At 57.6% G+C, this 25,489-nt stretch carries 22 protein-coding genes and 1 pseudogene; 7 read left to right on the top strand and 16 right to left on the bottom strand.

Features of this window, described 5'->3' with window-relative positions; translation table 11 throughout:
- Positions 1-131: 131 nt before the first annotated feature.
- Genes KCG39_RS04455 through KCG39_RS04445 form a run of 3 tightly spaced genes read left to right on the top strand, consistent with a single transcriptional unit; the run spans position 132 to position 4,760 of the window.
- Positions 132-1,703 carry an alpha-L-rhamnosidase-related protein gene (locus KCG39_RS04455; RefSeq protein WP_142468240.1) on the top strand — a complete coding sequence of 524 codons (1,572 nt, stop codon included), beginning with the start codon at positions 132-134 and terminating at the stop codon, positions 1,701-1,703.
- Positions 1,704-1,729: 26 nt separating this feature from the next.
- The gene (locus KCG39_RS04450; RefSeq protein WP_142446510.1) at positions 1,730-3,112 is read left to right on the top strand and encodes a glycoside-pentoside-hexuronide (GPH):cation symporter; all 1,383 of its coding nucleotides are present in this window, start codon (positions 1,730-1,732) and stop codon (positions 3,110-3,112) included.
- A gap of 43 nt (positions 3,113-3,155) precedes the next feature.
- Positions 3,156-4,760: a carbohydrate porin gene (locus KCG39_RS04445; protein ID WP_142468239.1), complete on the top strand. Its 1,605-nt coding sequence runs from the start codon at positions 3,156-3,158 to the stop codon at positions 4,758-4,760.
- Between the two features lie 40 nt (positions 4,761-4,800).
- Here the strand turns inward: KCG39_RS04445 and KCG39_RS04440 are convergent, their stop codons facing one another.
- The 6 genes from KCG39_RS04440 to KCG39_RS04415 all read right to left on the bottom strand — a co-directional run bounded on the left by KCG39_RS04440 (position 4,801) and on the right by KCG39_RS04415 (position 8,304).
- Positions 4,801-5,247: a hypothetical protein gene (locus tag KCG39_RS04440; RefSeq protein WP_004120702.1), complete on the bottom strand. Its 447-nt coding sequence runs from the start codon at positions 5,245-5,247 to the stop codon at positions 4,801-4,803.
- A 79-nt stretch (positions 5,248-5,326) separates the two neighbouring features.
- Positions 5,327-5,623, bottom strand: a complete 297-nt coding sequence (nadS, locus tag KCG39_RS04435; protein WP_004120704.1) for a NadS family protein — start codon at positions 5,621-5,623, stop codon at positions 5,327-5,329.
- Positions 5,624-5,698: 75 nt separating this feature from the next.
- On the bottom strand, positions 5,699-6,016 hold the full coding sequence (locus tag KCG39_RS04430) for a type II toxin-antitoxin system RelE/ParE family toxin (RefSeq protein ID WP_139530064.1): 318 nt from the start codon (positions 6,014-6,016) through the stop codon (positions 5,699-5,701).
- 268 nt (positions 6,017-6,284) lie between these two features.
- A complete protein-coding gene (pptA, locus tag KCG39_RS04425) occupies positions 6,285-6,512 on the bottom strand; it encodes a tautomerase PptA (protein ID WP_004120709.1) in 228 nt (75 codons plus the stop codon).
- 68 nt (positions 6,513-6,580) lie between these two features.
- On the bottom strand, positions 6,581-7,198 hold the full coding sequence (locus tag KCG39_RS04420) for a glutathione S-transferase family protein (protein ID WP_004120711.1): 618 nt from the start codon (positions 7,196-7,198) through the stop codon (positions 6,581-6,583).
- A gap of 101 nt (positions 7,199-7,299) precedes the next feature.
- On the bottom strand, positions 7,300-8,304 hold the full coding sequence (locus KCG39_RS04415; RefSeq protein WP_004120714.1) for a LacI family DNA-binding transcriptional regulator: 1,005 nt from the start codon (positions 8,302-8,304) through the stop codon (positions 7,300-7,302).
- Positions 8,305-8,608: 304 nt separating this feature from the next.
- Between KCG39_RS04415 and KCG39_RS04410 the strand changes: the two genes are divergently transcribed.
- Positions 8,609-9,805 (top strand): L-talarate/galactarate dehydratase, encoded by a 1,197-nt coding sequence (locus tag KCG39_RS04410; protein ID WP_142468238.1) that lies wholly within the window; start codon positions 8,609-8,611, stop codon positions 9,803-9,805.
- 232 nt (positions 9,806-10,037) lie between these two features.
- Positions 10,038-11,348 (top strand): MFS transporter, encoded by a 1,311-nt coding sequence (locus KCG39_RS04405; protein ID WP_004120718.1) that lies wholly within the window; start codon positions 10,038-10,040, stop codon positions 11,346-11,348.
- Between the two features lie 65 nt (positions 11,349-11,413).
- On the opposite strand, the gene KCG39_RS04400 is transcribed toward KCG39_RS04405, so the two are convergent.
- The 8 genes and pseudogenes from KCG39_RS04400 to KCG39_RS04360 all read right to left on the bottom strand — a co-directional run bounded on the left by KCG39_RS04400 (position 11,414) and on the right by KCG39_RS04360 (position 19,817).
- Positions 11,414-12,307, bottom strand: a complete 894-nt coding sequence (locus KCG39_RS04400) for an ABC transporter substrate-binding protein (RefSeq protein WP_172879616.1) — start codon at positions 12,305-12,307, stop codon at positions 11,414-11,416.
- Entirely contained in the window at positions 12,304-13,083 is a 780-nt protein-coding gene (locus KCG39_RS04395) for an amino acid ABC transporter ATP-binding protein (protein WP_139530060.1), read from the bottom strand. The genes KCG39_RS04400 and KCG39_RS04395 overlap by 4 nt, the downstream gene beginning before the upstream one ends.
- Positions 13,067-13,993 carry an amino acid ABC transporter permease gene (locus KCG39_RS04390; protein ID WP_142468237.1) on the bottom strand — a complete coding sequence of 309 codons (927 nt, stop codon included), beginning with the start codon at positions 13,991-13,993 and terminating at the stop codon, positions 13,067-13,069. The genes KCG39_RS04395 and KCG39_RS04390 overlap by 17 nt, the downstream gene beginning before the upstream one ends.
- 9 nt (positions 13,994-14,002) lie before the next feature.
- Positions 14,003-14,512, bottom strand: coding sequence for a GNAT family N-acetyltransferase (locus KCG39_RS04385; RefSeq protein WP_049113757.1), 510 nt, complete (start codon positions 14,510-14,512; stop codon positions 14,003-14,005).
- An 11-nt stretch (positions 14,513-14,523) separates the two neighbouring features.
- Positions 14,524-16,797, bottom strand: a pseudogene (locus KCG39_RS27740) (NtaA/DmoA family FMN-dependent monooxygenase).
- Between the two features lie 30 nt (positions 16,798-16,827).
- Positions 16,828-17,949, bottom strand: coding sequence for an amidohydrolase (locus KCG39_RS04370; RefSeq protein WP_004120739.1), 1,122 nt, complete (start codon positions 17,947-17,949; stop codon positions 16,828-16,830).
- Positions 17,946-18,947 (bottom strand): LLM class flavin-dependent oxidoreductase, encoded by a 1,002-nt coding sequence (locus KCG39_RS04365; RefSeq protein WP_123828096.1) that lies wholly within the window; start codon positions 18,945-18,947, stop codon positions 17,946-17,948. The genes KCG39_RS04370 and KCG39_RS04365 overlap by 4 nt, the downstream gene beginning before the upstream one ends.
- Before the next feature lie 330 nt (positions 18,948-19,277).
- Entirely contained in the window at positions 19,278-19,817 is a 540-nt protein-coding gene (locus tag KCG39_RS04360) for an AAA family ATPase (RefSeq protein WP_142468235.1), read from the bottom strand.
- Positions 19,818-20,084: 267 nt separating this feature from the next.
- Between KCG39_RS04360 and ansP the strand changes: the two genes are divergently transcribed.
- A complete protein-coding gene (ansP, locus tag KCG39_RS04355; protein ID WP_049123303.1) occupies positions 20,085-21,542 on the top strand; it encodes an L-asparagine permease in 1,458 nt (485 codons plus the stop codon).
- 49 nt (positions 21,543-21,591) lie between these two features.
- Here the strand turns inward: ansP and KCG39_RS04350 are convergent, their stop codons facing one another.
- Both KCG39_RS04350 and yncE read right to left on the bottom strand, forming a co-directional pair.
- On the bottom strand, positions 21,592-21,813 hold the full coding sequence (locus tag KCG39_RS04350) for a YgdI/YgdR family lipoprotein (RefSeq protein ID WP_004120747.1): 222 nt from the start codon (positions 21,811-21,813) through the stop codon (positions 21,592-21,594).
- A gap of 170 nt (positions 21,814-21,983) precedes the next feature.
- Positions 21,984-23,045, bottom strand: a complete 1,062-nt coding sequence (yncE, locus tag KCG39_RS04345; protein WP_211811556.1) for a 7-bladed beta-propeller protein YncE — start codon at positions 23,043-23,045, stop codon at positions 21,984-21,986.
- A 263-nt stretch (positions 23,046-23,308) separates the two neighbouring features.
- Here yncE and pqqU point away from each other — a divergent pair, with 263 nt between their 5' ends.
- Positions 23,309-25,420, top strand: a complete 2,112-nt coding sequence (pqqU, locus tag KCG39_RS04340; protein WP_004120753.1) for a TonB-dependent receptor PqqU — start codon at positions 23,309-23,311, stop codon at positions 25,418-25,420.
- Positions 25,421-25,489 lie beyond the last annotated feature (69 nt).

Here is a 25,489-nt window from a genome sequence, read left to right as displayed (position 1 = left end):
GTGGAATTGTGATCGCCAACCCGCCCACCCCATTATCAGTGCCATTTTGTCAAATGCATTGGCATTGCCAGAGTGGTTGCCGCGGGCGGCGGCGTCTTATGCTGCGGACAATTAAACACAGAGGACGCAGTATGTCACAGGCAATTCAGCATAATTCTCAGGTCACGATGACTCGCCACCCGCATTTTTTACGCATCGCCGAGGCGCTCCGGCCCGCGCTGCGCCGTGAGGCGCATCTGCCGAGCGCGGTGGTGGAAGCCCGCGCCGACGCCGCGGCGCTCTTTGGCTGGCGCGCCGAGCCGGTGAGCACCCTGGCCGCGTTTTACCAGCGCGAGCTGACCAGCGGCGATAGCGTCATTATTGATTTTGGCAGCCATTACGTTGGCTACCTGCATTTTCTCTGCCGGAGCGCCGGGAGCCCGCCGGACGCTCCGGCTCATCTGCAATTCACCTTCGGCGAAACGCTGAGCGAAGTGTGCGAACCGTTCAGCGATTATCAAGGCTGGCTCAGCAGCAGCTGGCTGCAGCAGCAAGATCTGTGGCTTGATGTCCTGCCCGCCGAAGTTGACCTCCCGCGCCGCTACTGCTTCCGCTACCTGAAGGTGGAGGTAAAAGCCGTTTCGCGCAAGTTTCGTCTGCAGTTTGACCAGATCCAGGTTAATGCCGTTACCTCAGCCAGCGGCGCATGCCCGGCGGCGGCAACCTCCGACCCGCAGCTCCAGGCCATCGATAGCATTGCCGTTCTGACCCTACAAAACTGCATGCAGGAGGTGTTTGAAGATGGGCCCAAACGCGACCGCCGCCTGTGGCTCGGCGATTTACGCCTGCAGGCGCTGGTGAACGAGGTCACCTTCGCCCGCCACGATCTGGTGCGCCGCTGTCTGTACCTTTTCGCCGGGCATACTCGCGAGGACGGGATGGTGTCGGCTAATGTGTTCGTCCAGCCGGATATCGTTGCGGACGATACCTTTCTGTTTGATTATTCGTTGTTTTTTGTCGACGTTCTTTATAACCATTTGCAAAGCACCGAGGACATTGAAACGGCGCGCGAGCTGTGGCCCACGGCGCGCCGTCAGGTAGAACTGGCGCTAAGCCGCTGCGGCCCCTCCGGTATTGTGCGCGATAGCGACGAATGGTGGGTGTTTATCGACTGGCAAGCGTCGCTGAATAAACAGGCGGCGGCGCAGGGGGTACTGATTTACTGCCTGCAGCGCGCCGTCTGGCTGGCGGAGCGTTTCGAACCTGAGCTGGCCGCAAGCTATCGCCAGCGTTTACAGCAGCTTAAAGCGGCAGCGCTTGATTCGTTCTGGGACGAGCAGCAGGGCTTCTACGTCAGCGGCCCCCAGCGCCAGGTCTCCTGGGCATCGCAAATCTGGCTGGTGCTGGCAGAAATCGGCACGCCGCAGCAGCGACGGGAGATCATGCGCAACCTGGAGAAAAATCCCCCCGCCGTCGCCATGAACACGCCGTATCTGCGTCACCACTATATCGCCGCCCTACTGCAGTGCGGGCTGCGGGATGAAGCGATTGCGCAGCTCAAGGCCTACTGGGGCGCCATGGTCGACTACGGCGCCGATACTTTCTGGGAAATCTTCGACCCGGCGCATCCTGACTTTTCCCCTTATGGCAGCAAACTGATCAACAGTTACTGCCATGCGTGGAGCTGCACTCCGGCCTGGTTTATTCGCCAGTACGGACTTTAACAACAACGATAAGCGAGTGTATTTTTATGGCAGAAACAACCTTTACCCTGTGGCGGCAGCGCCTTGGCTATGGCATCGCCGACCTCTCCTGCAACCTTGTGTGGCAGATGATCTCTCTTTATCTGATGTTCTTTTACACCGACGTGATGGGGCTGCCCGCCTATTATGTTGGCCTGATGTTCCTCGTTACGCGCCTGGTGGACGGCGTTGCCGATGTACTGATGGGGTTGGTTATCGACAATACCGCCACCCGTTGGGGACGCTGTCGTCCCTACCTGTTGATAGGCGCGGTTCCCTTCGGGCTGCTGTGTATTCTGGCCTTCTACGTGCCGGATTTCAGCACCATTGGTAAGCTGATCTACGCTTTTATCACCTACCTGTGCCTGTCGTTTCTCTACACCCTCGTCAACATTCCGTTCTGCGCCATGCTGCCGTTTCTGACGAACGACTCGCGGGAGCGCACCACGCTGTCGGCGGTGCGTATTCTGCTCGGCTCGCTCGGCGCGACTATTGTCGCGGTCGCCACTCTGCCGCTGGTTGGCGCGCTGGGGAAAGGCAATCAGCAGCACGGCTTCTTCTATACGGCGGTGGTTTTCGGCGTTATTGCCACCTTTTTCCTGCTGGTGAGCTTTCGTAATGTTAAAGAAAATATCAGCATTACGCAGGAGCGCATGACCTTAAAACGCGCGTGGGTTAGCCTGCGCGCCAACCGGCCGTGGTTCGTCTTCGCCATTAATATTTTCCTGATGTGGGGCGCGTTCTTCTTCCAGACCGGGGCGCTGGTCTACTTCTTCCACTACTACGTCGGCAATAGCGATCTCACGGCGATCGTCGCCGGGATCTCCACCTTCGTACCGCTGCTGGGTACCCTCACCGTACCGCTGCTCGCCAGCCGCATGAAAAAACGCCACGTCTACCTGGTGGCCAGCGCGATCAACCTGGTCGGCATGGGCATGATGATGGCGGCAGGCGTTAACAGCTGGGGTCTGGTTGCCGGAGCGGTCGTACTCTCGCTTGGCGCCGGACAGCGCACGGCAATTTACTTCTCCATGCAGGCCGACCCGGTGGATTACGGAGTATGGAAAACCGGCATCAATACCGCCGGCATTTTAACCTCCATCAACGGCTTTCTTGGCAAGGTGGCGATGGCGGGCGCGGGAGCCATTACCGGGGCCCTGCTCTCATCCGGCGGTTATATCGCTAACCAGACGCAAAGCGACAGCGCGATGCTGGCCATTAAAGCCTGCTACCTCTATATCCCGGCGCTGTTGATTGTCGCCTCGATGCTGTGGATAGGCCGTTTCTACCGCCTCGACGACCAGTACGAGCAGATCCGCGCCGACCTTGATGCCGGACGTCGCGCGCCGTCGGATTCGTCATCAGTCGCCGGAGAAAACCACGCCCTGTAAGGCGCTGCATACCCTTCATACCTCTGAAAAAATAAGGATTACTATGCGTATCTCTTTGATTAGCGCAGCGGTTTGCTGCGCCCTTTTTTCGGCTTACGGCGCGAGTGCGGCCCCGCTCAGCGTTGAACAACGTCTGGCGCAGCTGGAGGCCCGGCTTAACCATGCGGAGCAGGAGGCCGGAGAGGCTAAACGTCGGGCGCAGCAGGCGGAGCTGCGCACCAGCGCGGCAGAACAGCGTGCGGCGGCAGCGGAAAAGCAGGTGCAGACCCTCAGTCAGCGCACCGCAGCGACGGAGCAAAAACAGCAGGCTGCCGACAAAAAGCTGGCGAAAACCCGCCTGAGCGATGGCTTTGAATTTAACGCCTACGCACGCTCCGGGATGCTGGTCAACAGCCACGGCAAAGGCGCGCGCGGCGGTCCGGGTGTCTCCCCGGCCAGTTCGCTCAACGGCGATGCCCACGTTGGCCGTCTCGGCAATGAGAAAGATAACTACGTGGAGCTGAGCTTCGGCAAAAAAATGACCTTCAGCGACGGGTCGTGGGCGCACTTTAAAACCATGCTAGCCGACGGCGCGACCAACCCGGATCCGTGGGTGCAGGATAACGATAGCCACCATCTGAACGTGCGCCAGCTGTACGTAGAGATGGGTAATTTCGCCGATTTTTCCGGGCCGTTCAGGAGCGCCTCCATCTGGGCGGGCAAGCGTTTCGACCGCGATAATTTCGATATCCACTTTACCGATAGCGATATTATGTTCCTCGGCGGTACCGGCGGCGGGATCAATGACGTCAACTGGAATAGCACGCTGCGCGGCGACTACTCGGTTTATGCGCGCAGCTTTGGCGACCTGGGTAGCGATAATTATGAAGATAACGATATCCAGAACCTGATGTTCACCGCCAACCACTTCTGGAACAACTGGCAGCTGATGACCACGGCGATGACCGCCCAGGGCAATGATGACCTCAAAGATAATACCTCGACCACCGGCAGTTACGCTCTGCGCAGCGATAATACGGCGAAAAACGGCTACTACGCGATGCTGGCGTATCACGACAAACAGCAATTCTATGGCCTCGCGCCGGGCGTATCGGAGAGCGCCCTGCAGTACGGCGGCGGGCTGGGCGCCGAGGCGCGCCAGCCGGGCAGCGACGGCGATCTTACTGAAAACGCCAAATCACTGCGCTTTGCGTCCTACGGTATTTTACCGCTGGGCAAAAACTGGCAGCTTGCGCCATCGGTTATCGCCCAGCATAGCGAAGATCGCTACCGCGATGGCGACCGCTACGATTGGGCAACCTTTAACCTGCGGGTTTCCCAGGGCATCACCCGCAACTTCGCCCTGCTATACGAGGCGTCCTGGCAATATATGGACCTGAATCCCAACGGCCGAACCTATCGCTATGACAGCGGCGTGCATCAATACCAGGCGGTGAGCGGCGATTTTTACAAGCTGACCTTCGCCCCGACGTTTAAAGTGGGCGATGTGTTTGAAATCAAAGCGAGGCCGGAGATACGTTTCTTTGTCACGTGGATGAATTGGGATAAAGACCTGGATCGTTATGCGATCAACGATGATTTCGGCAGTAAAGGATTTACTGCCGGAGGAAACTGGAACTTTGGCGTGCAGACGGAGATTTGGTTTTAAGAAGGCAGCCCGTCCGGGGCAAACGCCTGGACGGGTTTATTTAAATACACGCTGTAACTTTGTCACAATGCCAGTTCTGTATGAAGTAAAATAAACTAATAAAATAAAAACCATAACAGGCTATAAAGACAAAGGTTGTTTTTATAATTCCAATAAGTGACTTTCGTTTTTTCTCAACGATGAGAAGATCGTGAAACCTTTCTTGCTGTTGCTCTGGTGTTAAATTATTGAGTATTTTATTTTTTATATCATCGTGAATCTTTTTAAACGTTCGCTTTTCACCTGGAAAGCTACCGTGTAGAAGAAACAAAAAAATAATGAAGAGCATAATAAATGCCAGCATCCTAATATAGGGATCAGTTACTCCCCAGCATCCAAGCGTAGCAATAAAAAGCCAGATACCATGAGTATTTGCTCGCGATCTAAACCTATCGATATGAGCGCTGTATTTCTCGACTTCTGTCAAAATAGATTCATCAGTTTCCATACGTAATACTCTCCTTTTTAAAGACCCTCGATTACGAAAGAGGGCAAATTCTGCCATTTTCCTTTCGAAAAATAACGTTTCAAATAACCTTCAACAAGTTGATAATCAATGGATTGCCCTGAAGCAATAAAAGCAGCTTTCTGGATGCGCCGGTTGGATGACGTCGTTTCGTTTCCCAGCTTTTAACCAGCTCATAGCTAACGCCAACGGCGGCGGCGAAGTCCTGCTGTTTTAAACCGGTGGCTTCGCGTATCGCTTTCACATCAACTTCGCTGAAGGTATGAACGTGGTGCACCTTCGGCGTTAGTTCACCCTTCTCAATCCTGATCATCTCTTCTGCACTAGCCAGCAGATCGGCAAACAATTCGTCTTTCATATACACCTCAGTTGGCTCTCTGGCGCTATCGATGTTTCAATCATTAATAGCTCAGCCTCACTTTATGTTTCTTGGCTAGTTTAATAACTCAGCAACCTGCCTTAACATTTTTTTCTGCTCCTGGCTTAATTCATCCTGTTCACTTTTAGGATAGATGAGCGCCAGGTAAATTCTTCCCTTTATCGTTACATTATAGTAAATCACCCGCACGCCGCCGCGCTTGCCCGTTCCGGGACGACTCCAGCGGATTTTACGAAAACCTCCGGTTCCCGAAATGGTGTCACCTGCCTCAGGATCATTGATCAGGATTTCCTGAAAGACCCGAAATTCACCATCCGGCAACAGCACCTGGCGTCGCTTACTGAAGCCTTGTAGTTCAATAAAAGTAAACATCTCATTCCCTGATGTCCTTACGACTTACCAGACAATATATATGTACTGTGTACAGTAATCAAAGGATTTCATGTACCCGGTACATTGTAACGCGTTGGTCCAGGACAAGACGTATCGCTCATGGCCTGGCTTCAGTGCCCCCGCTCCCGGGGGCGGCGCGATACGCCTGCCCGGGCTACCGGATAGCAGACCACTGAGAACGCGTAGCCCTGACAGATGCGCAGCATCGCCTCCGGGAATGCTGATCGCCTCCGGGGAAGAAACCGGGTTACATGCTATAGCCCGGTTTCTTAATCAACTGTTCCATCTGCGGGGCGATTTCGCTGTCCCACACCTGCTGCCAGTCGCTCGGCTCAACCTGCTTCAGGGCCACGCTCACTGAACTCTCTTTGCTGTTCAGATGGCGAATCAACACCTCGGTAATATCGGCGGCCAGCGCCGTTTTTTGTTCATCATTCAGCTCGCGGGGAAAACATTTTATATCAACGTGCGGCATAGCAGGCTCCTTATTGTCAGGACAATAAAGCTATCATAGCAGGCGACGTTCGGTTCTCATTTTGTGCTTTAAATCAGCTCGTTGCGATGCAGCACGGATTGGAGTTTGGGATGGCGATACACCGCATCCGCCACGGCGACGAATTTTGGCGTATGGGCCGCAAACCACTCCCGGCGCGGGCCCCAGGCGCACATCGCCGCAATATAGCAGTCCAACAGGGTTATCTCCGCGCCCAAGGCATACGGCGCGGCGGCAAGTTGCTCCTCCAGCCACAAATAGAGCGATTTGCGATATCTGATGCAGCTTTCCCGCAGCTGCTCTGGCGCATCGGCGGCCCAGCGTTCGGGGTAATCCGCAAAGGTAAAGGTGGGATAGACGTTCGCCACCAGCCAGATCAGCAGACGCTGAAAGGCATGCCGCTGCGGCGATGCGGGCGCCGGGGCGAGATCCGGCCGTCTGTCGAGGATCATCAGGGCAATAGCGGCGGATTCGGTCATCACGCTGCCGTCTTCAAGCGTCAGGGTCGGCACCTGACACAGCGGGTTTATCTCTTTAAGGCGGTCGCGCTGCGGGCCCGGCTGGTCAAAGCCCTCAACGTTAACAAAATGGTACGGGATACCGGCCAGCGTCAGCATCAGTTCGCTAATTGTTGAGCCCCAGCCGGGTACGCCATAGACGGTGATCATATTCTGCGCCCTCGATGAATTTGCCGCTCAGGAACAGAGCGGCGACAGGTTTAGCCATTTTGCAGTATAGGATCGATAGCGCGATGCCGCTTTAGAACGCCCTACGCCGACTCGCGCGCCACCAGGTGAAAGCCGATATCAATAATCACGTCCCCTTCACCGCCGCCTTCGATGCGGTCGGCAAGCAGCGTGGCCGCCTGCTCGCCGATGGCGTGACGGTCGACGCTGACGGTGGTGATGGCCGGACGGTTGCTGGCGGCGAAGTCCAGATCGCCAAAACCGATCACCGCCAGATCCTGCGGCACGCGCAGACCCCGGCTTTCAGCTTCCATAATCGCCCCCTGGGCAAGGGTATCAGAGCTGCAGACGATAACGTCAAACTCGCCGCCAGCCACCAGCTCGGCCAGGCCGCGACGCCCCAGCGCCAGTGATGCCGGAAGCGGCACTACGACCTGCGGCGCATCGTCAAGGCCATTTTTGGCCAGCCGGGCGCAGAGTCCCTGCTTTCGCAACGTCGCGCGGGCGTCGCCGGCCCACAGCAGGCCCGGGCGACGGTAGCCTTTTTCCAGCAAATATTCGCCAATAGTTTCACCGACTTTTTCATGCGAAAAACCAACCAGCATATCCAGCGGCGTCGGGGTGAGATCCCAGATCTCCACTACCGGCGTAGCGGCGTTGAGAATCGTCTTCTTCAACGCCGGGGCGTGCTGAATGCCGGTCAACACCACGCCATCCGGACGCCGGGAGAGTAAGGTTGCTACCAGCTCGGCTTCGGTCTGTCGGCTGTAGCCCGCTACGCACAGCAGCATATGGTAGCCGCGCGCCGCCAGGGTATCGCTTAACGCCTGGATGGTATCGACAAACATATTGTTATTGATTTGCGGCACTACCACCGCCACCAGCTTGCTGCGCCTGGAGGCCAGGCCGCCGGCCAGCGCGTTGGGAATGTAGCCCGTCGCCTGCACCGCCTGCATCACTTTCTCGACCGTTTTTGGCCGTACCAGCTGCGGCGTATTCAGCGCCCGACTGACCGTCATCGACGACAACCCGGCGCTACGGGCTACATCATCCAGCGTCGGCGCCCGCGTCGGTTTTCTGCTTTTCACGACTAAGCCCCTGTGTTGAGTCGTTTTCTGTGGGCATTATTGATGATGGCCCGCGCAATTGCCAGCGGCCACCACGACATCTTCAATAGAATCAACGATCTGAAAAATAAAATGTTATCGCTATCATTATTCTTTGTGAATTTTCACAAACCTATTTGGATCGTGACCTGCACTGCATAATTTTACCCTTTATAACCGCTAATTGTGATCATTTGTACAAATTAAAATCACTGCCGTAGCGCCAGGACAATTTCAGGATTAAAAATGTTAGCGCAAACATTTTATCACTAAAAGGGAACTAACTATGACCACGAGCGCTAATTCCGAGTCCGTGACCTACGCCAAAGCGTCTGGCGTCAAAACCGCCGCAGAGACCGGCGACCGCATTGAACACGTCAAACTGTCGCTGGCCTTTCTGCCGCTGGCGACCCCCGTTAGCGATGCAAAAGTTCTGACCGGTCGGCAAAAACCGCTTACCGAAGTAGCGATCATCATCGCCGAAATCCGCTCCCGGGACGGCTTTGAAGGCGTCGGCTTTAGCTATTCCAAGCGTGCGGGCGGCCAGGGCATTTACGCCCACGCCAAAGAGATCGCCGATAATCTGCTCGGCGAAGACCCGAACGATATCGACAAGATCTACACCAAACTTCTGTGGGCCGGTGCTTCCGTAGGCCGCAGCGGTATGGCGGTACAGGCCATCTCTCCTATCGATATTGCGCTGTGGGATATGAAAGCCAAACGCGCAGGACTCCCGCTGGCGAAGCTGCTCGGCTCGCACCGCGATTCCGTCCAGTGCTACAACACCTCTGGCGGCTTCCTGCATACGCCGCTGGATCAGGTGTTGAAAAACGTGGCTATCTCCCGTGAGAATGGGATTGGCGGGATTAAGCTGAAAGTCGGTCAGCCGAATACCGCTGAGGATATTCGTCGCCTGACGGCAGTGCGCGAGGTGCTGGGCGATGATTTCCCGTTAATGGTCGACGCCAATCAGCAGTGGGATCGCGAAACCGCCATCCGCATGGGGCGCAAAATGGAGCAGTTCAACCTGATCTGGATTGAAGAACCCCTTGACGCCTACGACGTTGAAGGCCACGCACAGCTCGCCGCCGCGCTGGATACGCCGATTGCCACCGGCGAGATGCTGACCAGCTTCCGCGAACATGAGCAGTTGATCCTCGGCAACGCCAGCGACTTTGTTCAGCCGGATGCCCCGCGCGTCGGCGGGATCTCCCCGTTCCTGAAGATTATGGATCTGGCAGCGAAGCACGGTCGCAAGCTGGCCCCGCACTTTGCGATGGAGGTACACCTGCATCTCGCCGCCGCCTACCCGCTCGAGCCGTGGCTGGAGCACTTCGAATGGCTGAACCCGCTGTTTAACGAACAGCTGGAGCTGCGCGACGGGCGGATGTGGGTTTCCGAACGCCACGGCCTGGGCTTTACCCTGAGCGAACAGGCCCGCCGCTGGACCCAGCAAAGCTGCGAGTTTGGTAAACGCCCTTAACCGAATTCCCCGGATGGCGGCGTAAACGCCTTATCCAGGCTACAGGCCCCGTAGCCCGCGCAAGGCGCGTCAAGCGCCGCCCCCAGGAGAATACCGCATTTTCCCGGAGGCGATGCAGCGCATCTGTCCGGGCTACCGGTCCGCAGACGACTGAAAACCCGTAGCCCTCCCGGGGAAATATCTCTTATTGCCTGTACCCACAATACACAACCCTGCAAAGGAGTTGATTAAAATGCAACAGCAATTAAAACGCAGCAACGTGCGTTACAGTATATTACTGTTTTTATTTCTGGCTACCGTATTTAATTACGCCGACCGGGCAACGCTGTCCGTCGTCGCGCCTATTATGAGCAAAGAGCTAGGCTTTGATCCCGAGGCAATGGGGCTGGCCTTTTCTGTTTTTGGTATCTCCTACGTCATTATGCAAATACCCGGCGGCTGGCTGCTGGATAAATATGGTTCGCGGCTGGTCTACGGCTGCGCGCTCATTGGTTGGTCGATCGTCACTATGTTCCAGGGCACCATCTATCTGTTCGCCAGCCCGCTGGTAGCGCTGGTTATTCTGCGCCTGATGATGGGGGCGATTGAAGCCCCAGCCTTCCCCGCCAACAGCCGTCTGAGCGTGCAATGGTTTCCCAATAAAGAGCGCGGATTCGTCACCTCGGTCTATCAGGCCGCGCAGTATATCTCTTTGGGGATTATTACGCCGCTGATGACCATTATTCTGCATAATTTAAGCTGGCATTACGTATTTTATTATATTGGCGCTATCGGGGTCGTGCTCGGGATATTCTGGCTGGCAAAAGTGAAAGACCCGTCTAACCACCCGAATATTAATCAGCAGGAGCTCGACTATATTCGTGAAGGCGGCGGCGAGCCGGAATTAGGCACGAAAAAAACGCAGCAGAAATTAACCCTCGCGCAGATTAAAAGCGTCTGCGTCAATCGCATGATGATCGGGGTTTATATCGGCCAGTTCTGCGTGACGTCTATTACCTGGTTCTTCCTGACGTGGTTTCCCACCTATCTTTACCAGGCCAAAGGTATGTCGATCCTGAAAGTCGGCTTTGTCGCCAGTATCCCGGCCATTGCCGGATTTATCGGCGGCCTGCTCGGCGGCGTGTTCTCGGACTGGCTATTGAAACGCGGCTACAGCCTGACGACCGCCCGCAAGCTGCCGGTGATCTGCGGCATGCTGCTCTCCTGCGTGATTGTTGTCGCCAACTACACCACCTCGGAAGTGGTGGTGATCGCCGCCATGAGCGTGGCCTTCTTTGCTAAAGGTTTCGGTAACCTCGGCTGGTGCGTGCTGAGCGACACCTCACCGAAGGAAATGCTCGGTATTGCCGGCGGCGTGTTCAACATGTGCGGCAACCTGGCGAGTATTATCACGCCGCTGGTCATCGGCGTGATCATCGCCAACACCCACTCGTTTGATTACGCCATCCTGTACGTCGGCTCCATGGGTGTACTGGGCCTGTTCTCTTATCTGTTTATCGTCGGGCCGCTGGATCGTTTGACGCTGACCCCGCGAGCCGCCTGATTTAACACCCTGGCGAGGATTCGCCCCCGCTGTTTCGCATCACACTCCTGCGAAACAGCGGTTTTTTAGTAGGTTATCCCCGGCGGGTTCACCGTCGATTGCGTCACCTCTTCGCCCTGCTCGCCCCAGCGCGCCAGCACCTTCTGGTATTCCCCGCGAGCAATCGCGCCATTCAGCGCCGCCTGCAGCGCCACCACCAGGCCGTTACCCTTTTTGGTCGTCGTGGCAACGTACGCTTTTTTCGGCCCCAGGCCGACGACTTTGGTTTTGCCGCTGAGCGCCGCTTTATAGGCTGCCACCGACTGCGGCCCAAAGAACACATCCGCGCGCCCGGACTGAATATAAAGGTTGCCCGAAGCGTCATCGGTCAGGTAGACCGGCAGCGCCGGTTGACGCCCGGCGGCTTCATTTTCGGCGTTCCAGCCGAGCAAAATCCGCTCCTGATTGGTCCCGGAACCGACGATCACCTTTTTACCCGCGAGATCCTCCGGTCCGTTGACGCTGGCGATATCACTGGTCGATTTCACGGAAAAGGCCAGCGAATCGACGCGATAGGTCGCAAAATCAAACTTCTCTTTTCGCTGCTCGGTCACCGCAATATTGACCAGCGCCACATCGTAGCGACCGGAAGTCACCCCCAGCGGCCAGTCCTCCCAAGCGGTGGGCACCAGCTTCAGCTTCAGCCCGAGGCTGCCGGCCAGCAGCCGGGCGATATCCGGGTCGCTGCCAATACGCGTGCGGTTATCGCTGGCCAACAGCGCCAGCGGCGGCGAGTTGAGCGCCGAAATCGCCACCGTTAAGGTGCCCGGCTCGACGAAAGCGTAATTTGCCGGGATCTTCGCGATCGCCTGCTCATCACGGATCACCGGCAGCGGCTGCTCGTTGGCGCGCAGGTCGATAGCCGCCTGCGATGCCGCGGATAAAGACAATAATGTCAGGGCCAAAAGTCCGTTTCTCATGCCGCTAATACCCTCGATAAGAACTGCCGCGTCCGCGGGTGCTGAGGGTGGTTCAGCACGGCGTCGCTGCTGCCCTGCTCGACAATTTTGCCGTCGACCATAAACACCACCCGATCCGCCACCTCTTTCGCAAAGCCGATTTCATGGGTCACCACCACCAGGGTAGTGCCGGAGCGCGCCAGCTTTTTAATCACATCCAGCACTTCCCCCACCAGTTCAGGATCAAGCGCGGAGGTCGGTTCATCAAACAAAATCACCCGCGGGTTCAGCGCCAGCGCCCGGGCAATGGCGATGCGCTGCTGCTGTCCCCCGGACAGGTGTCGCGACCAGGCATCGGCTTTGTTGCGCAGTCCGACCACGTCCAGCAGGTCATACGCCCGCGCGATAGCCTCTTTGCGGGTCGCCTGTTTGTGGGCGATGGGCGCTTCAATCAGGTTTTCCAGCACCGTCAGATGCGGGAACAGATTGAAGTTCTGAAATACGTAGCCGACGTTGACCCGCTGGCGGAGGATCTCTTTCTCTTTCAGTTCGTACAGCTTGTCGCCTTTGCGACGATAGCCGATATAGTCGCCATCGATCTGGATAAAGCCTTCATCGACGCGCTCCAGGTGGTTAATTGCCCGCAGCAGCGTCGATTTTCCCGAGCCGGACGGCCCGAGGATCACCGTTACCGTGCCGGGTTCGATTTCCAGCGACACATCATCCAGCGCTTTATGGCGGCCAAAGTATTTGCTGACGCCGGTAATGGAGATATGACCGTTACGAGAGTGGGACATGGGCAGGCTCCTGCGATTGTGGGCGGCGAACGGGTTCAGCGCGACGACTGCTGCGGGCGGTATTGACCGCCGAGCGGCGTTCGCTGCGGGCGAGGCCGCGTTCGACCAGATACTGAATCAGCGACAGCACGCTGGTGATCACCAGATACCAGGCGGCACCGACCATCAGCAGCGGAATGACTTCCTGGGTGCGGTTGTAGATCATCTGGATGGTGTAAAACAGCTCCGGCATCGCCAGCACGTAAACCATCGCCGTCCCCTTGGCGAGGCTGATAATTTCGTTAAAGCCCGCCGGTAAAATGGTGCGCAGCGCCTGCGGCAGGATAATGCGCAGGGTACGACGGCTGGCCGGAAGCCCCAGTGCCGCCGCCGCTTCATACTGACCGTGATCGACGCCAAGGAAGCCACCGCGGATAATTTCGGCGGTATAGGCGCTTTGCACGAGTGTCAGCCCGACAACGGCGGTGGAAAACTGCCCCAGCACGTTGATGGTCTCAAAGCTGGCCCAGCTAATGCCGGTGAACGGGATACCGATCGATAACCTGTCGTAGAGATAAGAGAAGTTGTAGAGAATAATCAGCACCACGATCAGCGGCAGCGAGCGGAACAACCAGATATAGCCCCAGGCCAAACTGCTCAGCAACCATGAGCTGGAGAGGCGGGCCAGCGCCAGCAGACCGCCGAGAATCACGCTCAGCGCCGTCGCCAGCAGGGTCAGCAGCAGCGTCTGCCCGAGGCCCTCGAGGATCACCGGGTCAAAGAACCAGCGGGCAAAAACGCCCCACTCCCAGCGCGGGTTAAAGGCGACGGACTGAATCACCACCGCCAGCGCCAGCAGCGCCAGCGCCGCGCCGACCGCCCGCAGCGGATAGCGTGCGGGAACAACCTTAATCGTTTCCGGGGTATGCATATTGACTCCTTAAGCGCTCTGGCTTAGCGCGCTGACCGCCAGCGCTTTCGTAAAGCGCAGTCGGCCATCGAACGGCGGCAGGCTGTACTCTTCCGGATCGCGGCTGAGGTCAAACTGAGCCTCGTAGCCCTGGCTGAGGTAGAGCCGCACCGCTTCCGGCTGCCGAAAACCGGTGGTCAAATAGATATGGCTGTAGCCGGCAAGCAGCGCCCGACGCTCCAGCTCCTGCACCACTTTCGCCGCCAGCCCCTGCTGGCGCAGACGACGATGGGTCCAGATACGTTTGATTTCCGCCGTATGGGCGTCTTTCGGTTTGTACGCGCCGGTGGCGATAATTTCGCCCTCGCGCTCCAGCACGATAAATAGCCCCTGCGGCGCCAGATACCACTCGGTAAGCTCGACTTCGGCATCGCGGGAAAAGTAATCGCCGTAGCGCGCGGCGTACTCGCCGAACAGGCTCTCAATAATCGGCTGCAGCTCCGGCGCTTCCGGAGAGACATCGCGGAATAGATCGCTCATCATGCCTCCTGTTAGTCGCCGAGTCCGGCCGGGTTAATTTCCGATTGCGGGATGCTCTCCACGCCTTCTCCCCAGCGGTTCAGCACCTTCGCGTAGTCGCCGCTGCGGATAGCGCCGTTCAGCGCCGTCTGTACCGGTTCAACCAGGCCGCTGCCTTTTTTCACCGTCACGGCAATATGCGCCGCCTTCGGCCAGCCGCCGTCAACGCTGCCCACCAGCTTCGTTTTACCCGTCAGCGCCGCTTTCCACGCGCCGATCACGTTGGGGCCGAAGAAGGCGTCGGCGCGCCCGGACTGCAGCGCCAGGGTCTGGGCGGCGTCATCTTTGGTATAAACCGGGGTAAACGGCTTCAGCCCCTTCTTGACGTTCTCGGCATTCCACGCCAGCAGAATGGCTTCCTGATTGGTACCGGAGCCGACGATAATCCGCAGCCCGGCGATATCCTCCGCTTTTTCAATTTTGCTCAGCGGACTGCTGCTCTTGACGTAGAAACCCAGTGAATCTTTGCGGTAGGTGGCGAAGTCAAACTTCTCTTTGCGCTCTTTGGTTACGGTGATATTGCTGACCGCCGCATCATATTTGCCGGAGGCGACGCCGAGCGGCCAGTCTTCCCATGAGGTCGGTACCACGTTCAGCTCAAGCCCAAGGCTGTCGGCCACCAGGCGGGCGATGTCCACTTCGCTGCCGAGCAGGGTTTTGTTATCGTCGGAAAACACGGTCAGCGGCGGCGAGTTCAGTGCGGCGACCGCGACGGTCAGTTTGCCCGGCACCGCCAGGTGAAGACCTTTGGGCAGTTGCGCGATAGCCTGCGGGTTTTTCGCCGTATGAATCGGCGTTTTATTAGCTTCAAGGCTCACGCCGGTGCCGTTGATCGTGACGTTCTGCGCCCAGGATGAGGCGCTAACTGCCAGCGCAAGCGCCAGGAATAGCGATTTTTTCTGCGTTTTCTGCATAGCGGGTTTTCTCTATTATTGTTTTTGGAATTGATTGACGGGCTCTGCCAGCCCTAAGCTTTCGCGCAGCGTGGCGCCGGGATATTCCTGGCGGAATAATCCGCGCTGCTGAAGAATGGGCACGACCTGATCCACAAAGCGCGGGAAGGTGTCCGGCGTGCCGCCCTGGATAATAAAACCGTCCGCCGCGCGCTGTTCAAACCACAGCTGCAAACCATCGGCCACTTCTTCGGCGGTGCCAGAGAAACGCGGTCGCGGGCTGGCCGCCTCCAGCGCCACCTGGCGCAGCGTCAGGCCGCGTTCGCGGGCGTTGCGTTTTATCTCATCGGTGGTGCTGCGAAAGCTGTTCTGCCCGAGATCGCCGATATCCGGGAACGCCTCATCCAGCGGATACTGGGCAAAGTCGTGATGCTCAAAATAGCGGCCAAGATAATTGAGCGCGTCGTCAATCGATACCAGCGCGGCGGTGGTCTGGTATTGCTGCTCTACATCCTCGGCGCTGTCGCCAACGATGACGCTGACGCCCTGGAAAATATGCAGTTCGTTGTCCCGGCGGCCATGCGCTTCCAGCTGGCTTTTGACGTCGCGATAAAAGGCCTGGGCTTCCGCCAGAGATTCCTGATGGGTAAAAATAGCGTCGGCGTGGCTCGCGGCTAATTTTTTGCCGTCATCGGATGCGCCCGCCTGAAAGATAATCGGTCGCCCCTGCGGGGTGCGGGCAATATTTAGCGGACCGGCTACTTTAAAGAAATCGCCGTGATGATTAAGGGTATGCAGCTTATTTTTATCAAAGAACTGGCCGCTCTCTTTATTACGAATAAACGCGTCCTGCTCCCAGGAGTCCCACAGACCTTTGACAACCTGCAGATATTCATCGGCGATGCGGTAGCGCAGCGCATGGTCCGGATGCTGCGCGCGGGAGAAGTTTTTCGCCGAGCCCTCCAGCGGCGAGGTGACCACATTCCAGCCCGCGCGCCCGCCGCTCAGATGATCGAGGCTGGCAAACTGGCGGGCAGTGGTAAAGGGTTCGCTGTAGGAGGTCGATAGGGTGCCGACCAGGCCCAGACGCGAAGTTACTGCCGCCAGGGTGGATAATACGGTGAGCGGTTCAAAACGATTTAAAAAATGCGGGATCGATTTTTCATTAATATATAAGCCGTCGGCGACAAAAATAAAATCGAGCTTGCCCTCTTCCGCTTTTAACGCCGTCTGCTTAACGAACTCAAAGTTAATACTGGCGTCCGCCAGCGCGGCCGGATGGCGCCATGCCGACATATTTCCCGATGCGCCATGTAATATAGTGCCAATACGCAGTTGCCGTTGTTCAGACATCGTTAATCCTTAGTCTATGACCCTGAATAATTAAAGTTCTTTTAATGCCTGCTCTGCCAGATCGGCAAAATAGTGCGCCGCCGGCGCGATCAACCGCTCATCCGGGTTAAACGCCGGATGGTGAAGACCAAACTCGCTGGCGCTACCGATGCTGACGAAAGCGCCGGGTATATGCTGGAGATAAACGGCAAAATCTTCGCCACCGAGATGGAGATCCGCATGATGCGTGCGGTAGCCGGACTTATCGGCCACGTCGCTGGCGAATGTCGCCCAGCGCTCATCATTGACCAGCGCGGTCGGCCCGGCATACCAGAACACATCGATCTGCGCGCCGAAAGCGCTGGCGAACCCGGCGGCGATTTCGCTCACCCGCGCCTTTACCCGCTGCTGGACTTCGCTGCTGTGGGTGCGCAACGTCCCCTCCAGTTCGACGCTTTCCGGCAGGACATTCCAGGTATTACCGCCCTGAATCCGCGTCACGCTAAGCACCACGGAATCGAGGGTATTCACTTCGCGGCTGGCGACGCTTTGCAGCAGGGTCACCAGTTGGCTAGCCAGCAGAATGGCGTCCTTCCCTTCATGAGGCCGGGCGGCATGTGCGCCTTTACCGGTCACCTTGAAGACAAAGCGGTCGACGTTGGCGTAAAACGCGCCGCCGCGAGTAGCGAACTCGCCTACAGGCAGGCCCGGTTCATTATGCATACCAAAAATGGCGGAAACCCCCTCCAGAACCCCGGCGCGAATCAGGGTTTTCGCGCCGCCGAAACTCTCTTCCGCTGGCTGGAACAGAATGCGGACGCGTCCTGCAAGCTGCGCTTCGCGTTGTTTCAGCAGTAAGGCTGCGCCAAGGATCACGCTGGTATGAATATCATGCCCGCAGGCGTGCATCACGCCGGCATTCAGCGAGCGAAACGGCACGCTGGCCGCCTCTTCGATAGGTAGCGCATCGATATCGGCACGCAGGGCTATCACCTTATCGCCGCTGCCCACTTCGGCCACCGCGCCAGTTTTCAGTTCATAAGGCAGCAGGCTGATGCCGCCGCTCTGCAGCCAGTCGCGAATACGTGCCGTGGTGTCGACCTCCTGCAGCGAAAGTTCCGGGTACTGGTGCAGTTCGCGCCGCCAGCGTATTAGCTGTTCGGAAAGACTCATGGCTGCACCTCCGCGCTCAAATGCGCCTGAGCCAACAAACGCAGGGAGTTCAGACGTGCCGCGCCGTCGCTAATAGGCGTGTCGATTATAAATTCGTCGATGTTCAACGCCGACTGCAGGGCATCCAGCTGCGCTTTCACCTGCTCCGGGGTACCGAATAGCACCGCCGATTCCCGCCGGGCGATGCGCGTCGGCCTGCTACCCGCCTGGCGGGCAAACGCGGCCGCCTGAGCTTCGCTGCCGACGGTTACCCGCTGGCCGTTTTCCAGCTCAACGCCCCATACTTCCACGCCGTTTGCCAGATCGGCTGCGGTGGCAGAATCGTCGGCCACGATGACCTGGACGGCAATAATCGCGTCTCGACGGCTCAGTTCGCGCCAGCGGGTTAACACCTCGCGCAGCAGATGCTTATCGCCGTTGAGATGGGCGGCGAAGACGAAGTTCCAGTCCAGCTGCGCCGCCAGCTGCGCGCTTTCCAGGCTGGCACCGAGGAGAAAGCCGTCAGCGCGGCGCGGCGGGATCGGGGTTGCGCGGACGCTCTCTTCCCCGTCGGTTTCGGTCAACGACAGCCAGTTATCGAGTTGCGCCAACTGGTCGGCAAAACTCCCTTTTTGCTGGGGATTAAGCCCCTGCTGCAGCGCGCGGGTAGAGAGCGGCAGGCCGCCGGGGGCTTTGCCCACGCCGAGGTCGATGCGGCCCGGCGCGAGGGAGGCCAACATATTGAAGTTTTCCGCCACTTTGTACGGGCTGTAGTGCTGGAGCATGACGCCGCCGGAACCGACACGAATCCGGCGGGTCTGGCCGAGGATCCAGGCGATCGCCAGTTCCGGCGACGGGCTGGCAAGCTGCTCGGTATTGTGGTGTTCGGCTATCCAGAAGCGATGATAGCCCCAGGCTTCCGCCTGTTGCGCGAGCGTTAATGTACGCGCCAGCGCCTGGGCGGCCGTTTCTCCGGCTGCCAGCGGGCTTTTATCCAGGATACTGATTCGATAAGACATTTCGCAGGCTCATGTGAATTAACATGTCTGCATTATTAAAAGCGGCCGCGGTCAGTGAGAAACAATTTATTTACATTTGCTCTGCCGGAAATTAGATATGCGGCGAGGAAACTGCCCCGGAGGCGATGCTGCGCATCTGTCCGGGCTACGGGTTATCAGCAATCTGTGGCCCGGTAGCCCGGCTAAGCGCAGCGCGAGCCGGGAAGAAGCCGAAGCAATGCCACGTCACGGCATATTCCCCGGGTTGCGGCGTAAACGCCTTACCCGGGCTACGGATTACCGACAACCTACGGTCCGGTAGCCCGGCTAAGCGCAGCGCGAGCCGGGTGATTATCGGCTATTTTGCCGAAGCTCGCGCACCAGCGCCTCGGTCTGCCGCTGGTTGCGCAGACGCACAAAGCGAATGTGTTGATACTGGGAATCGCGCATATCCGCCAGATAGCGCCGGCGATTGTTGCGCCAGGTTTTCAGCGTCCACAAAATAATGGAGTCCCGGCTAAAGAAAGAGCGGCGGAAGGTTTCGCAGTTGCCGGTGCCGGGCCACAGCTCCTGGCGCCGGCTTGCGCGTGAAGCCGCGCGCCAGACGGCCTGGCGAATCGTGCGCCAGAAACTGTAGTCCACCCACACCACCAGATCCACGTCGCGCCATTTTACCGGGCGGCTGCGGTTATAGTTGCCGTCCAGCACCCAGCCGGGCGCGGCGAGCGCGGTGGCAAGTTTGGCGTAAAACTCATCGTCCGACGTACCTTGCCATTCGGGCAGCCAGTAGAGCACATCCATTTCGATATAAGGCAGCGACAGTTCCTGAGCCAGCCGACGCGCGAGGGTAGATTTGCCGACGCCGCTGGTCCCTACTACGTTGATTTTCATCGTGGTCTCTCGGGCAAAAAGCGGGCTGAAAATAATAGCGCACATTGGGCAAAATCGATCAGCGAAATTTCCAGGTGATTATCCCCCCGCAGAACGCGGCGATCTCATTGATATTTAAGCAAGTGCGGTCCGTAAATCTTTTACGTGCGTCCATTTTCCGATACGTGTAGGATTCTCCGCCATGCTCGCTTATCTCATTCCTCAGAATGATGAGAGAGCCAGCAGCACGAACCACTCATGGACTTTGACAGGAAAATAGCGACATCAATGAATACAAAACACTCTAGCGTGGCGGAGCAGCACGCTGCCAAACGCCATTGGCTGAATTCGCATGAGTCCGGCTACCACAAGGCGATGGGCAACCGTCAGGTACAGATGATTGCCATCGGCGGCGCCATCGGTACCGGCCTGTTTCTCGGCGCGGGCGCGCGCCTGCAGATGGCCGGACCGGCCCTGGCGCTGGTTTATCTGGTCTGCGGCCTCTTTTCGTTTTTTATCCTACGCGCGCTGGGCGAACTGGTGCTTCATCGCCCTTCGAGCGGCAGCTTCGTCTCCTACGCCCGCGAGTTCCTCGGTGAAAAAGCGGCTTACGTGGCGGGCTGGATGTACTTTGTCAACTGGGCGATGACCGGGATCGTCGATATCACCGCCGTGGCGCTGTATATGCACTACTGGGGCGCGTTCGGCGACGTCCCGCAGTGGGTCTTCGCCCTCGGCGCGCTGGCGATTGTCGGCACCATGAACATGATCGGCGTGAAATGGTTCGCCGAAATGGAGTTCTGGTTCGCGCTGGTGAAAGTTCTGGCGATCGTGGCGTTTCTGGTGGTCGGGACTATTTTTCTTGGCACCGGCAAGCCGCTGGATGGCAATGCCACCGGTTTCCACCTGATTACCGATAACGGCGGCCTGTTCCCGCATGGCCTGCTGCCGGCGCTGGTACTGGTACAGGGGGTGGTGTTCGCCTTCGCCTCTATCGAACTAGTGGGTACCGCCGCTGGCGAGTGTAAAGATCCGCAGACCATGGTGCCGCGCGCTATTAACAGCGTTATCTGGCGTATTGGTCTGTTCTACGTTGGCTCGGTATTGCTGCTGGTGCTGCTGCTGCCGTGGAATGCCTATCAGGCCGGGCAGAGCCCGTTCGTCACCTTCTTCTCGAAGCTGGGCGTGCCGTATATCGGCAGCGTGATGAATATCGTGGTGTTAACCGCCGCGCTCTCCAGCCTCAACTCCGGCCTCTACTGCACCGGGCGTATTCTGCGCTCCATGTCGATGGGCGGTTCCGCGCCGAAGTTTATGTCGAAAATGAGCCGCCACCACGTGCCCTACGCCGGGATTCTGGCGACGCTGGCGGTGTATGTCGTTGGGGTGTTCCTCAACTATCTGGTGCCTTCGCAGGTGTTTGAGATTGTCCTGAACGTCGCTTCGCTGGGGATTATCGCTTCGTGGGGCTTTATTGTGGTGTGCCAGATGCGCCTGCGTAAGGCGATTAAGGAAGGCAAAGCGGCGGACGTCAGCTTCAAGATGCCGGGAGCGCCCTTTACCTCCTGGCTGACCCTGCTGTTCCTGCTGAGCGTGTTGGTATTAATGGCTTTCGACTATCCGAATGGAACCTATACCATCGGTTCGATTCCGCTGATCGCCGTACTGCTGGTTGCCGGCTGGTTTGGCGTACGTAAGCGCGTGCATGATATTCACAGCACCGCGCCGAATATTGAAAAACCGTAACCCGTTCCTTTTGCGGTTTGCCCCACCGGGCAAACCGCAACTGCACAACTTAATTATCTTCCACCAGCTGAGCGACGTCGCTGCTGTTAATCTGGCGCTTATTGCCTGACTCATCGGTATAGCTGGTCATGCCGGTATCCTTATCCAGCTGCGGCTTGCCCTGCGTCACGATAGTCTGCCCGCTTTTCGTCGTCATCACATAGTTTGAGCTACAGCCCGCCAGAAGGGCCAGCATCGCGCCGGCGCAAACGACCATAAATGATTTTTTCATCTTTTCTCCAGGATTAATGCCACCGTCCCGCTTGCGCAGGAAAGACGTCAGTTTATAGCCATTATATTTATCAGGCTAATAAGTGTTTGTAACAGAGGGTGATATCGCTGAAGGCGCCGGCCGCCGCCGGCGGACAGACTTTCAGGAGGGGTTACCCCCTCCCGTCAGGATCACAGCGCGATGCGAATAACGTCATCCGGCTGGGTGGCCTCTTTCTGGCGTGTCGATTCCTGCTTCACGCTGACGTACAGCGTTTTGCCATCGGCGGAGAGGGTCAGGCTGTTCGGGTGAGTCGGGGTTTTAAAGGTCTTGACCACTTTGTAGGTCTTACCATCGATCACGCTCACTTCGCCGGCTTTACGGTGGGTCACGTAGGCTTCGTTGCGGGTCGGGTTAAACAGCACGGCCAGAGATTCCGGCGCGGCGATTTTCTCCAGCACTTTACCATCGCGAATATCGACCACCAGCACTTCCGGCTGTTTGCCATCGGTGATAAAAGCCCGGTGACCAGCGGTATCGAGGCTCAGGTTGAGGTAGAAGTGCTCTTTGCCGTCATCCTGCAGTTTCTTACGCGTCAGGATCTTATTGCTGGTGCTGTCGATGGTCACCAGTTCGCCATCGGCGTTGGTGGTGTAGATACGGTTCGCTTCCGCATCCACCGCCAGGCCCGTCGCCATCGCGCCGGTATTGGCAATAGTGTCTTTCAGCGTCAGCTTGTCGCCGTCCACCACCCAGATCACGCTCTCTTTACCCAGCCCGGTGATGTAGACAGTATTGGTTTTCTCGTTAACTGCCAGTTCGCGCGGGGCTAGCGGGCGCACGGTTTCGCTGCGCTGACGGGGATCGAGCACCAGACGCCCTTTCACCTTGCCGGTTTTTGCATCAATTGCCGTCACGCTGCTGTCGGTGGTGTTGCCAAACCACAGGGTCTGGGTAGCGTTGTTGATCGTCGCGCCGAACGGTTTTAGATCGTTACGAATAATCTGCGTCACTTCCAGCGTCGTCGGATCGAGACGGTAAACAATACCGCCCTTGTCCAGCGAACGGCTTTGCGAAGTCGCCACCCACAGCGCATTCTCCTGCTGGCTATAGGCCATTTCGTACGCGCCTTTACCAACGGCTTTGCGCAGCATTTCTTCCGCCGCGTGGGCGCTGAAGCTCCCCGCCAGCAGTAATGAAGTTAATAACAGTGAACGGCGCAGACGCGGCGCGGACAGATGACGTAATGACATGACGACTCCCTTTGATAAAACGAATATGTGCCTGCTCGACAGTGCTTCCGGGGCGCAAAATCATGGCTTTGCGCTACTCTTTGTAATGCGAATAGTAATCATTATTTATCGCAATGTGGAGAGTTAATTGCGTTTAGTCCATCCGGCATCACGCAATTCTTGCTATTTGTTAACTCAAATCCTGTTAAGTCTTTTCAAAAAATTTACAAAAGAGTTAACATATATACATATGTTCCGTTTGGTTCGTTTTGCGAGTAACTTTGATGAAAATCCTTTCCGTGCGCGCCGCCGCGCTCCCCGCACTGCTTCTGCCGCTTATATCCTCAGCGCCAACTGCCCACGCCGCTGAACAGACCATGGTGGTTACCGCCGCACCGTCGGCGGTTTCTGAACTCGATACTCCCGCCGCCGTAAGCGTGGTTAACGGCGACGAGATGCGCCAGGCCGCGCCGCGGGTCAATCTTTCCGAGTCGCTGGGCGCGGTACCGGGGCTACAGGTGCAAAACCGTCAGAACTATGCGCAAGATCTGCAGCTTTCGATTCGCGGCTTCGGCTCCCGCTCCACCTACGGCGTACGCGGGCTGCGCATATACGTCGACGGCATTCCGGCCACCATGCCCGATGGCCAGGGACAAACCTCGAATATTGATATTGGCAGCCTCGATTCGCTCGAAGTACTGCGCGGACCTTTTTCCGCCCTCTACGGCAACTCCTCCGGCGGGGTGATTAACGCCACCACCCAGACCGGCAGCCAGCCGCCCACTATCGAAGCCAGCAGCTACTACGGCAGCTTCGGTACCTGGCATTACGGTATGAAAGCGACCGGCGCGGTCGGCGACGGCAGCCATGCGGGCGACGTCGACTATGTGGTTTCCACCAACCGCTTCACTACCCACGGCTCCCGCGATCATAGCGGCGCGCGTAAGAATCTCGCCAACGCGAAGCTCGGCGTACGTATTAATGACGACAGCAAACTGACCCTGCTGTTTAATAGCGTGGATATTAAAGCCAATGACGCGGGCGGCCTGAGCTATGACGAATGGCAAAATAATCCCCGCCAGTCCCCAAGAGGCGATCAGTACAATACTCGCAAAACCATTAAACAGACCCAGGCCGGTTTGCGCTACGAGCGCCAACTGAGCGAGCAGGACGATCTGAGCGTGATGATGTACGCCGGCGAGCGTGAAACCACGCAATATCAGTCGATTCCTCGCGCTCCGCAGCTCAAACCCACCCATGCTGGCGGCGTGATTGACCTGACGCGTCACTATCAGGGGATTGATACCCGCTGGACCCATCGCGGCGAGCTGCTGGTGCCGGTCACTTTTACCACCGGACTTGATTATGAAACCATGACCGAGCGCCGTAAGGGTTATGAAAACTTTGTCATGAGCAACGGCGTGCCGCAGTACGGTGAAAAGGGCGACCTGCGCCGCAACGAACGCAATTTGATGTGGAACGTTGACCCCTATTTGCAAACCCAGTGGCAGCTCACCGAGAAACTCTCTCTTGACGCCGGCGTGCGCTACAGCTCGGTGTGGTTCGATTCCAACGATTATTACGTTACGCCGGGTAACGGCGATGACAGCGGCGAGGCCAGCTATCATAAATGGCTGCCGGCGGGCTCGCTGAAATACGCGGTAACCGATGCCTGGAACGTCTACATCTCCGCCGGCCGCGGTTTCGAAACGCCGACCATCAATGAGCTTTCCTATCGCTCAGGCGACCAGGGCGGGCTGAACTTTGGCCTGCAGCCTTCCACCAACGAAACCGTTGAAGTTGGCAGCAAAGCGCGAATCGGCAACGGCCTGTTGACCGCCGCGCTGTTCCAGACCGATACCGACAATGAGATTGTCGTCGACGCCAGCAGCGGCGGGCGCACCAGCTATAAAAACGCCGGTAAAACGCGCCGTCAGGGGATGGAGCTGGGGCTGGATCAGCAGTTCGGCGAGAGCTGGCGTTTAAAAGCGGCCTGGACCTGGCTGGATGCGACCTATCGCACCAATGTCTGTGACGATACCAGCTGTAAAGGCAATCGTATTCCGGGGATTGCCCGCAATATGGGCTACGCTTCCTTCGGCTATCAGCCCGAGAAAGGCTGGTACGCGGGCAGCGATATTCGCTATATGAGCGATATTATGGCTAACGATGAGAACACGGCCAAAGCGCCGTCCTGGACGGTGGTCGGCCTGACGACCGGCTATAAATGGAGCTACGGCAAGATGGATATGGATCTGTTTGGCCGGGTAGATAACTTGTTCGACCGCAGCTACGCGGGCTCGGTTATCGTGAATGAATCCAACGGCCGCTACTACGAACCGGCGCCGGGCCGTAACTACGGTATCGGGCTAAACCTGGCATGGCGGTTTGAGTAACGCTTGACCACGGCACCTCAACGGGATCGCGCGCAGGATCCTGTTGAGGCTGAGCCGTGGGCGCTCACT

This window comes from Klebsiella pasteurii (assembly GCF_018139045.1).
Classification (GTDB): Bacteria; Pseudomonadota; Gammaproteobacteria; order Enterobacterales; family Enterobacteriaceae; genus Klebsiella; species Klebsiella grimontii.
Note: the sequence above shows the minus strand (reverse complement) of the source record. Positions and strands in the feature narration are given on the sequence as shown.

What these genes read in the sequence shown, in the direction of transcription:
- pqqU (WP_004120753.1), top strand. Translation starts at nt 23,309, where the DNA reads ATGAAAATCCTTTCCGTGCGCGCCGCCGCGCTCCCCGCACTGCTTCTG.
- KCG39_RS04455 (WP_142468240.1), top strand. Translation starts at nt 132, where the DNA reads ATGTCACAGGCAATTCAGCATAATTCTCAGGTCACGATGACTCGCCAC.
- pptA (WP_004120709.1), bottom strand. Translation starts at nt 6,512, where the DNA reads ATGCCGCACGTTGATATAAAATGTTTTCCCCGCGAGCTGAATGATGAA.
- KCG39_RS04390 (WP_142468237.1), bottom strand. Translation starts at nt 13,993, where the DNA reads ATGCATACCCCGGAAACGATTAAGGTTGTTCCCGCACGCTATCCGCTG.
- KCG39_RS04430 (WP_139530064.1), bottom strand. Translation starts at nt 6,016, where the DNA reads ATGTTTACTTTTATTGAACTACAAGGCTTCAGTAAGCGACGCCAGGTG.
- KCG39_RS04440 (WP_004120702.1), bottom strand. Translation starts at nt 5,247, where the DNA reads ATGGAAACTGATGAATCTATTTTGACAGAAGTCGAGAAATACAGCGCT.
- KCG39_RS04365 (WP_123828096.1), bottom strand. Translation starts at nt 18,947, where the DNA reads ATGTCTTATCGAATCAGTATCCTGGATAAAAGCCCGCTGGCAGCCGGA.
- KCG39_RS04395 (WP_139530060.1), bottom strand. Translation starts at nt 13,083, where the DNA reads ATGTCCCACTCTCGTAACGGTCATATCTCCATTACCGGCGTCAGCAAA.
- KCG39_RS04445 (WP_142468239.1), top strand. Translation starts at nt 3,156, where the DNA reads ATGCGTATCTCTTTGATTAGCGCAGCGGTTTGCTGCGCCCTTTTTTCG.
- KCG39_RS04385 (WP_049113757.1), bottom strand. Translation starts at nt 14,512, where the DNA reads ATGAGCGATCTATTCCGCGATGTCTCTCCGGAAGCGCCGGAGCTGCAG.
- KCG39_RS04405 (WP_004120718.1), top strand. Translation starts at nt 10,038, where the DNA reads ATGCAACAGCAATTAAAACGCAGCAACGTGCGTTACAGTATATTACTG.
- KCG39_RS04410 (WP_142468238.1), top strand. Translation starts at nt 8,609, where the DNA reads ATGACCACGAGCGCTAATTCCGAGTCCGTGACCTACGCCAAAGCGTCT.
- KCG39_RS04400 (WP_172879616.1), bottom strand. Translation starts at nt 12,307, where the DNA reads ATGAGAAACGGACTTTTGGCCCTGACATTATTGTCTTTATCCGCGGCA.
- nadS (WP_004120704.1), bottom strand. Translation starts at nt 5,623, where the DNA reads ATGAAAGACGAATTGTTTGCCGATCTGCTGGCTAGTGCAGAAGAGATG.
- KCG39_RS04450 (WP_142446510.1), top strand. Translation starts at nt 1,730, where the DNA reads ATGGCAGAAACAACCTTTACCCTGTGGCGGCAGCGCCTTGGCTATGGC.
- ansP (WP_049123303.1), top strand. Translation starts at nt 20,085, where the DNA reads ATGAATACAAAACACTCTAGCGTGGCGGAGCAGCACGCTGCCAAACGC.
- KCG39_RS04420 (WP_004120711.1), bottom strand. Translation starts at nt 7,198, where the DNA reads ATGATCACCGTCTATGGCGTACCCGGCTGGGGCTCAACAATTAGCGAA.
- KCG39_RS04350 (WP_004120747.1), bottom strand. Translation starts at nt 21,813, where the DNA reads ATGAAAAAATCATTTATGGTCGTTTGCGCCGGCGCGATGCTGGCCCTT.
- yncE (WP_211811556.1), bottom strand. Translation starts at nt 23,045, where the DNA reads ATGTCATTACGTCATCTGTCCGCGCCGCGTCTGCGCCGTTCACTGTTA.
- KCG39_RS04360 (WP_142468235.1), bottom strand. Translation starts at nt 19,817, where the DNA reads ATGAAAATCAACGTAGTAGGGACCAGCGGCGTCGGCAAATCTACCCTC.
- KCG39_RS04370 (WP_004120739.1), bottom strand. Translation starts at nt 17,949, where the DNA reads ATGAGTCTTTCCGAACAGCTAATACGCTGGCGGCGCGAACTGCACCAG.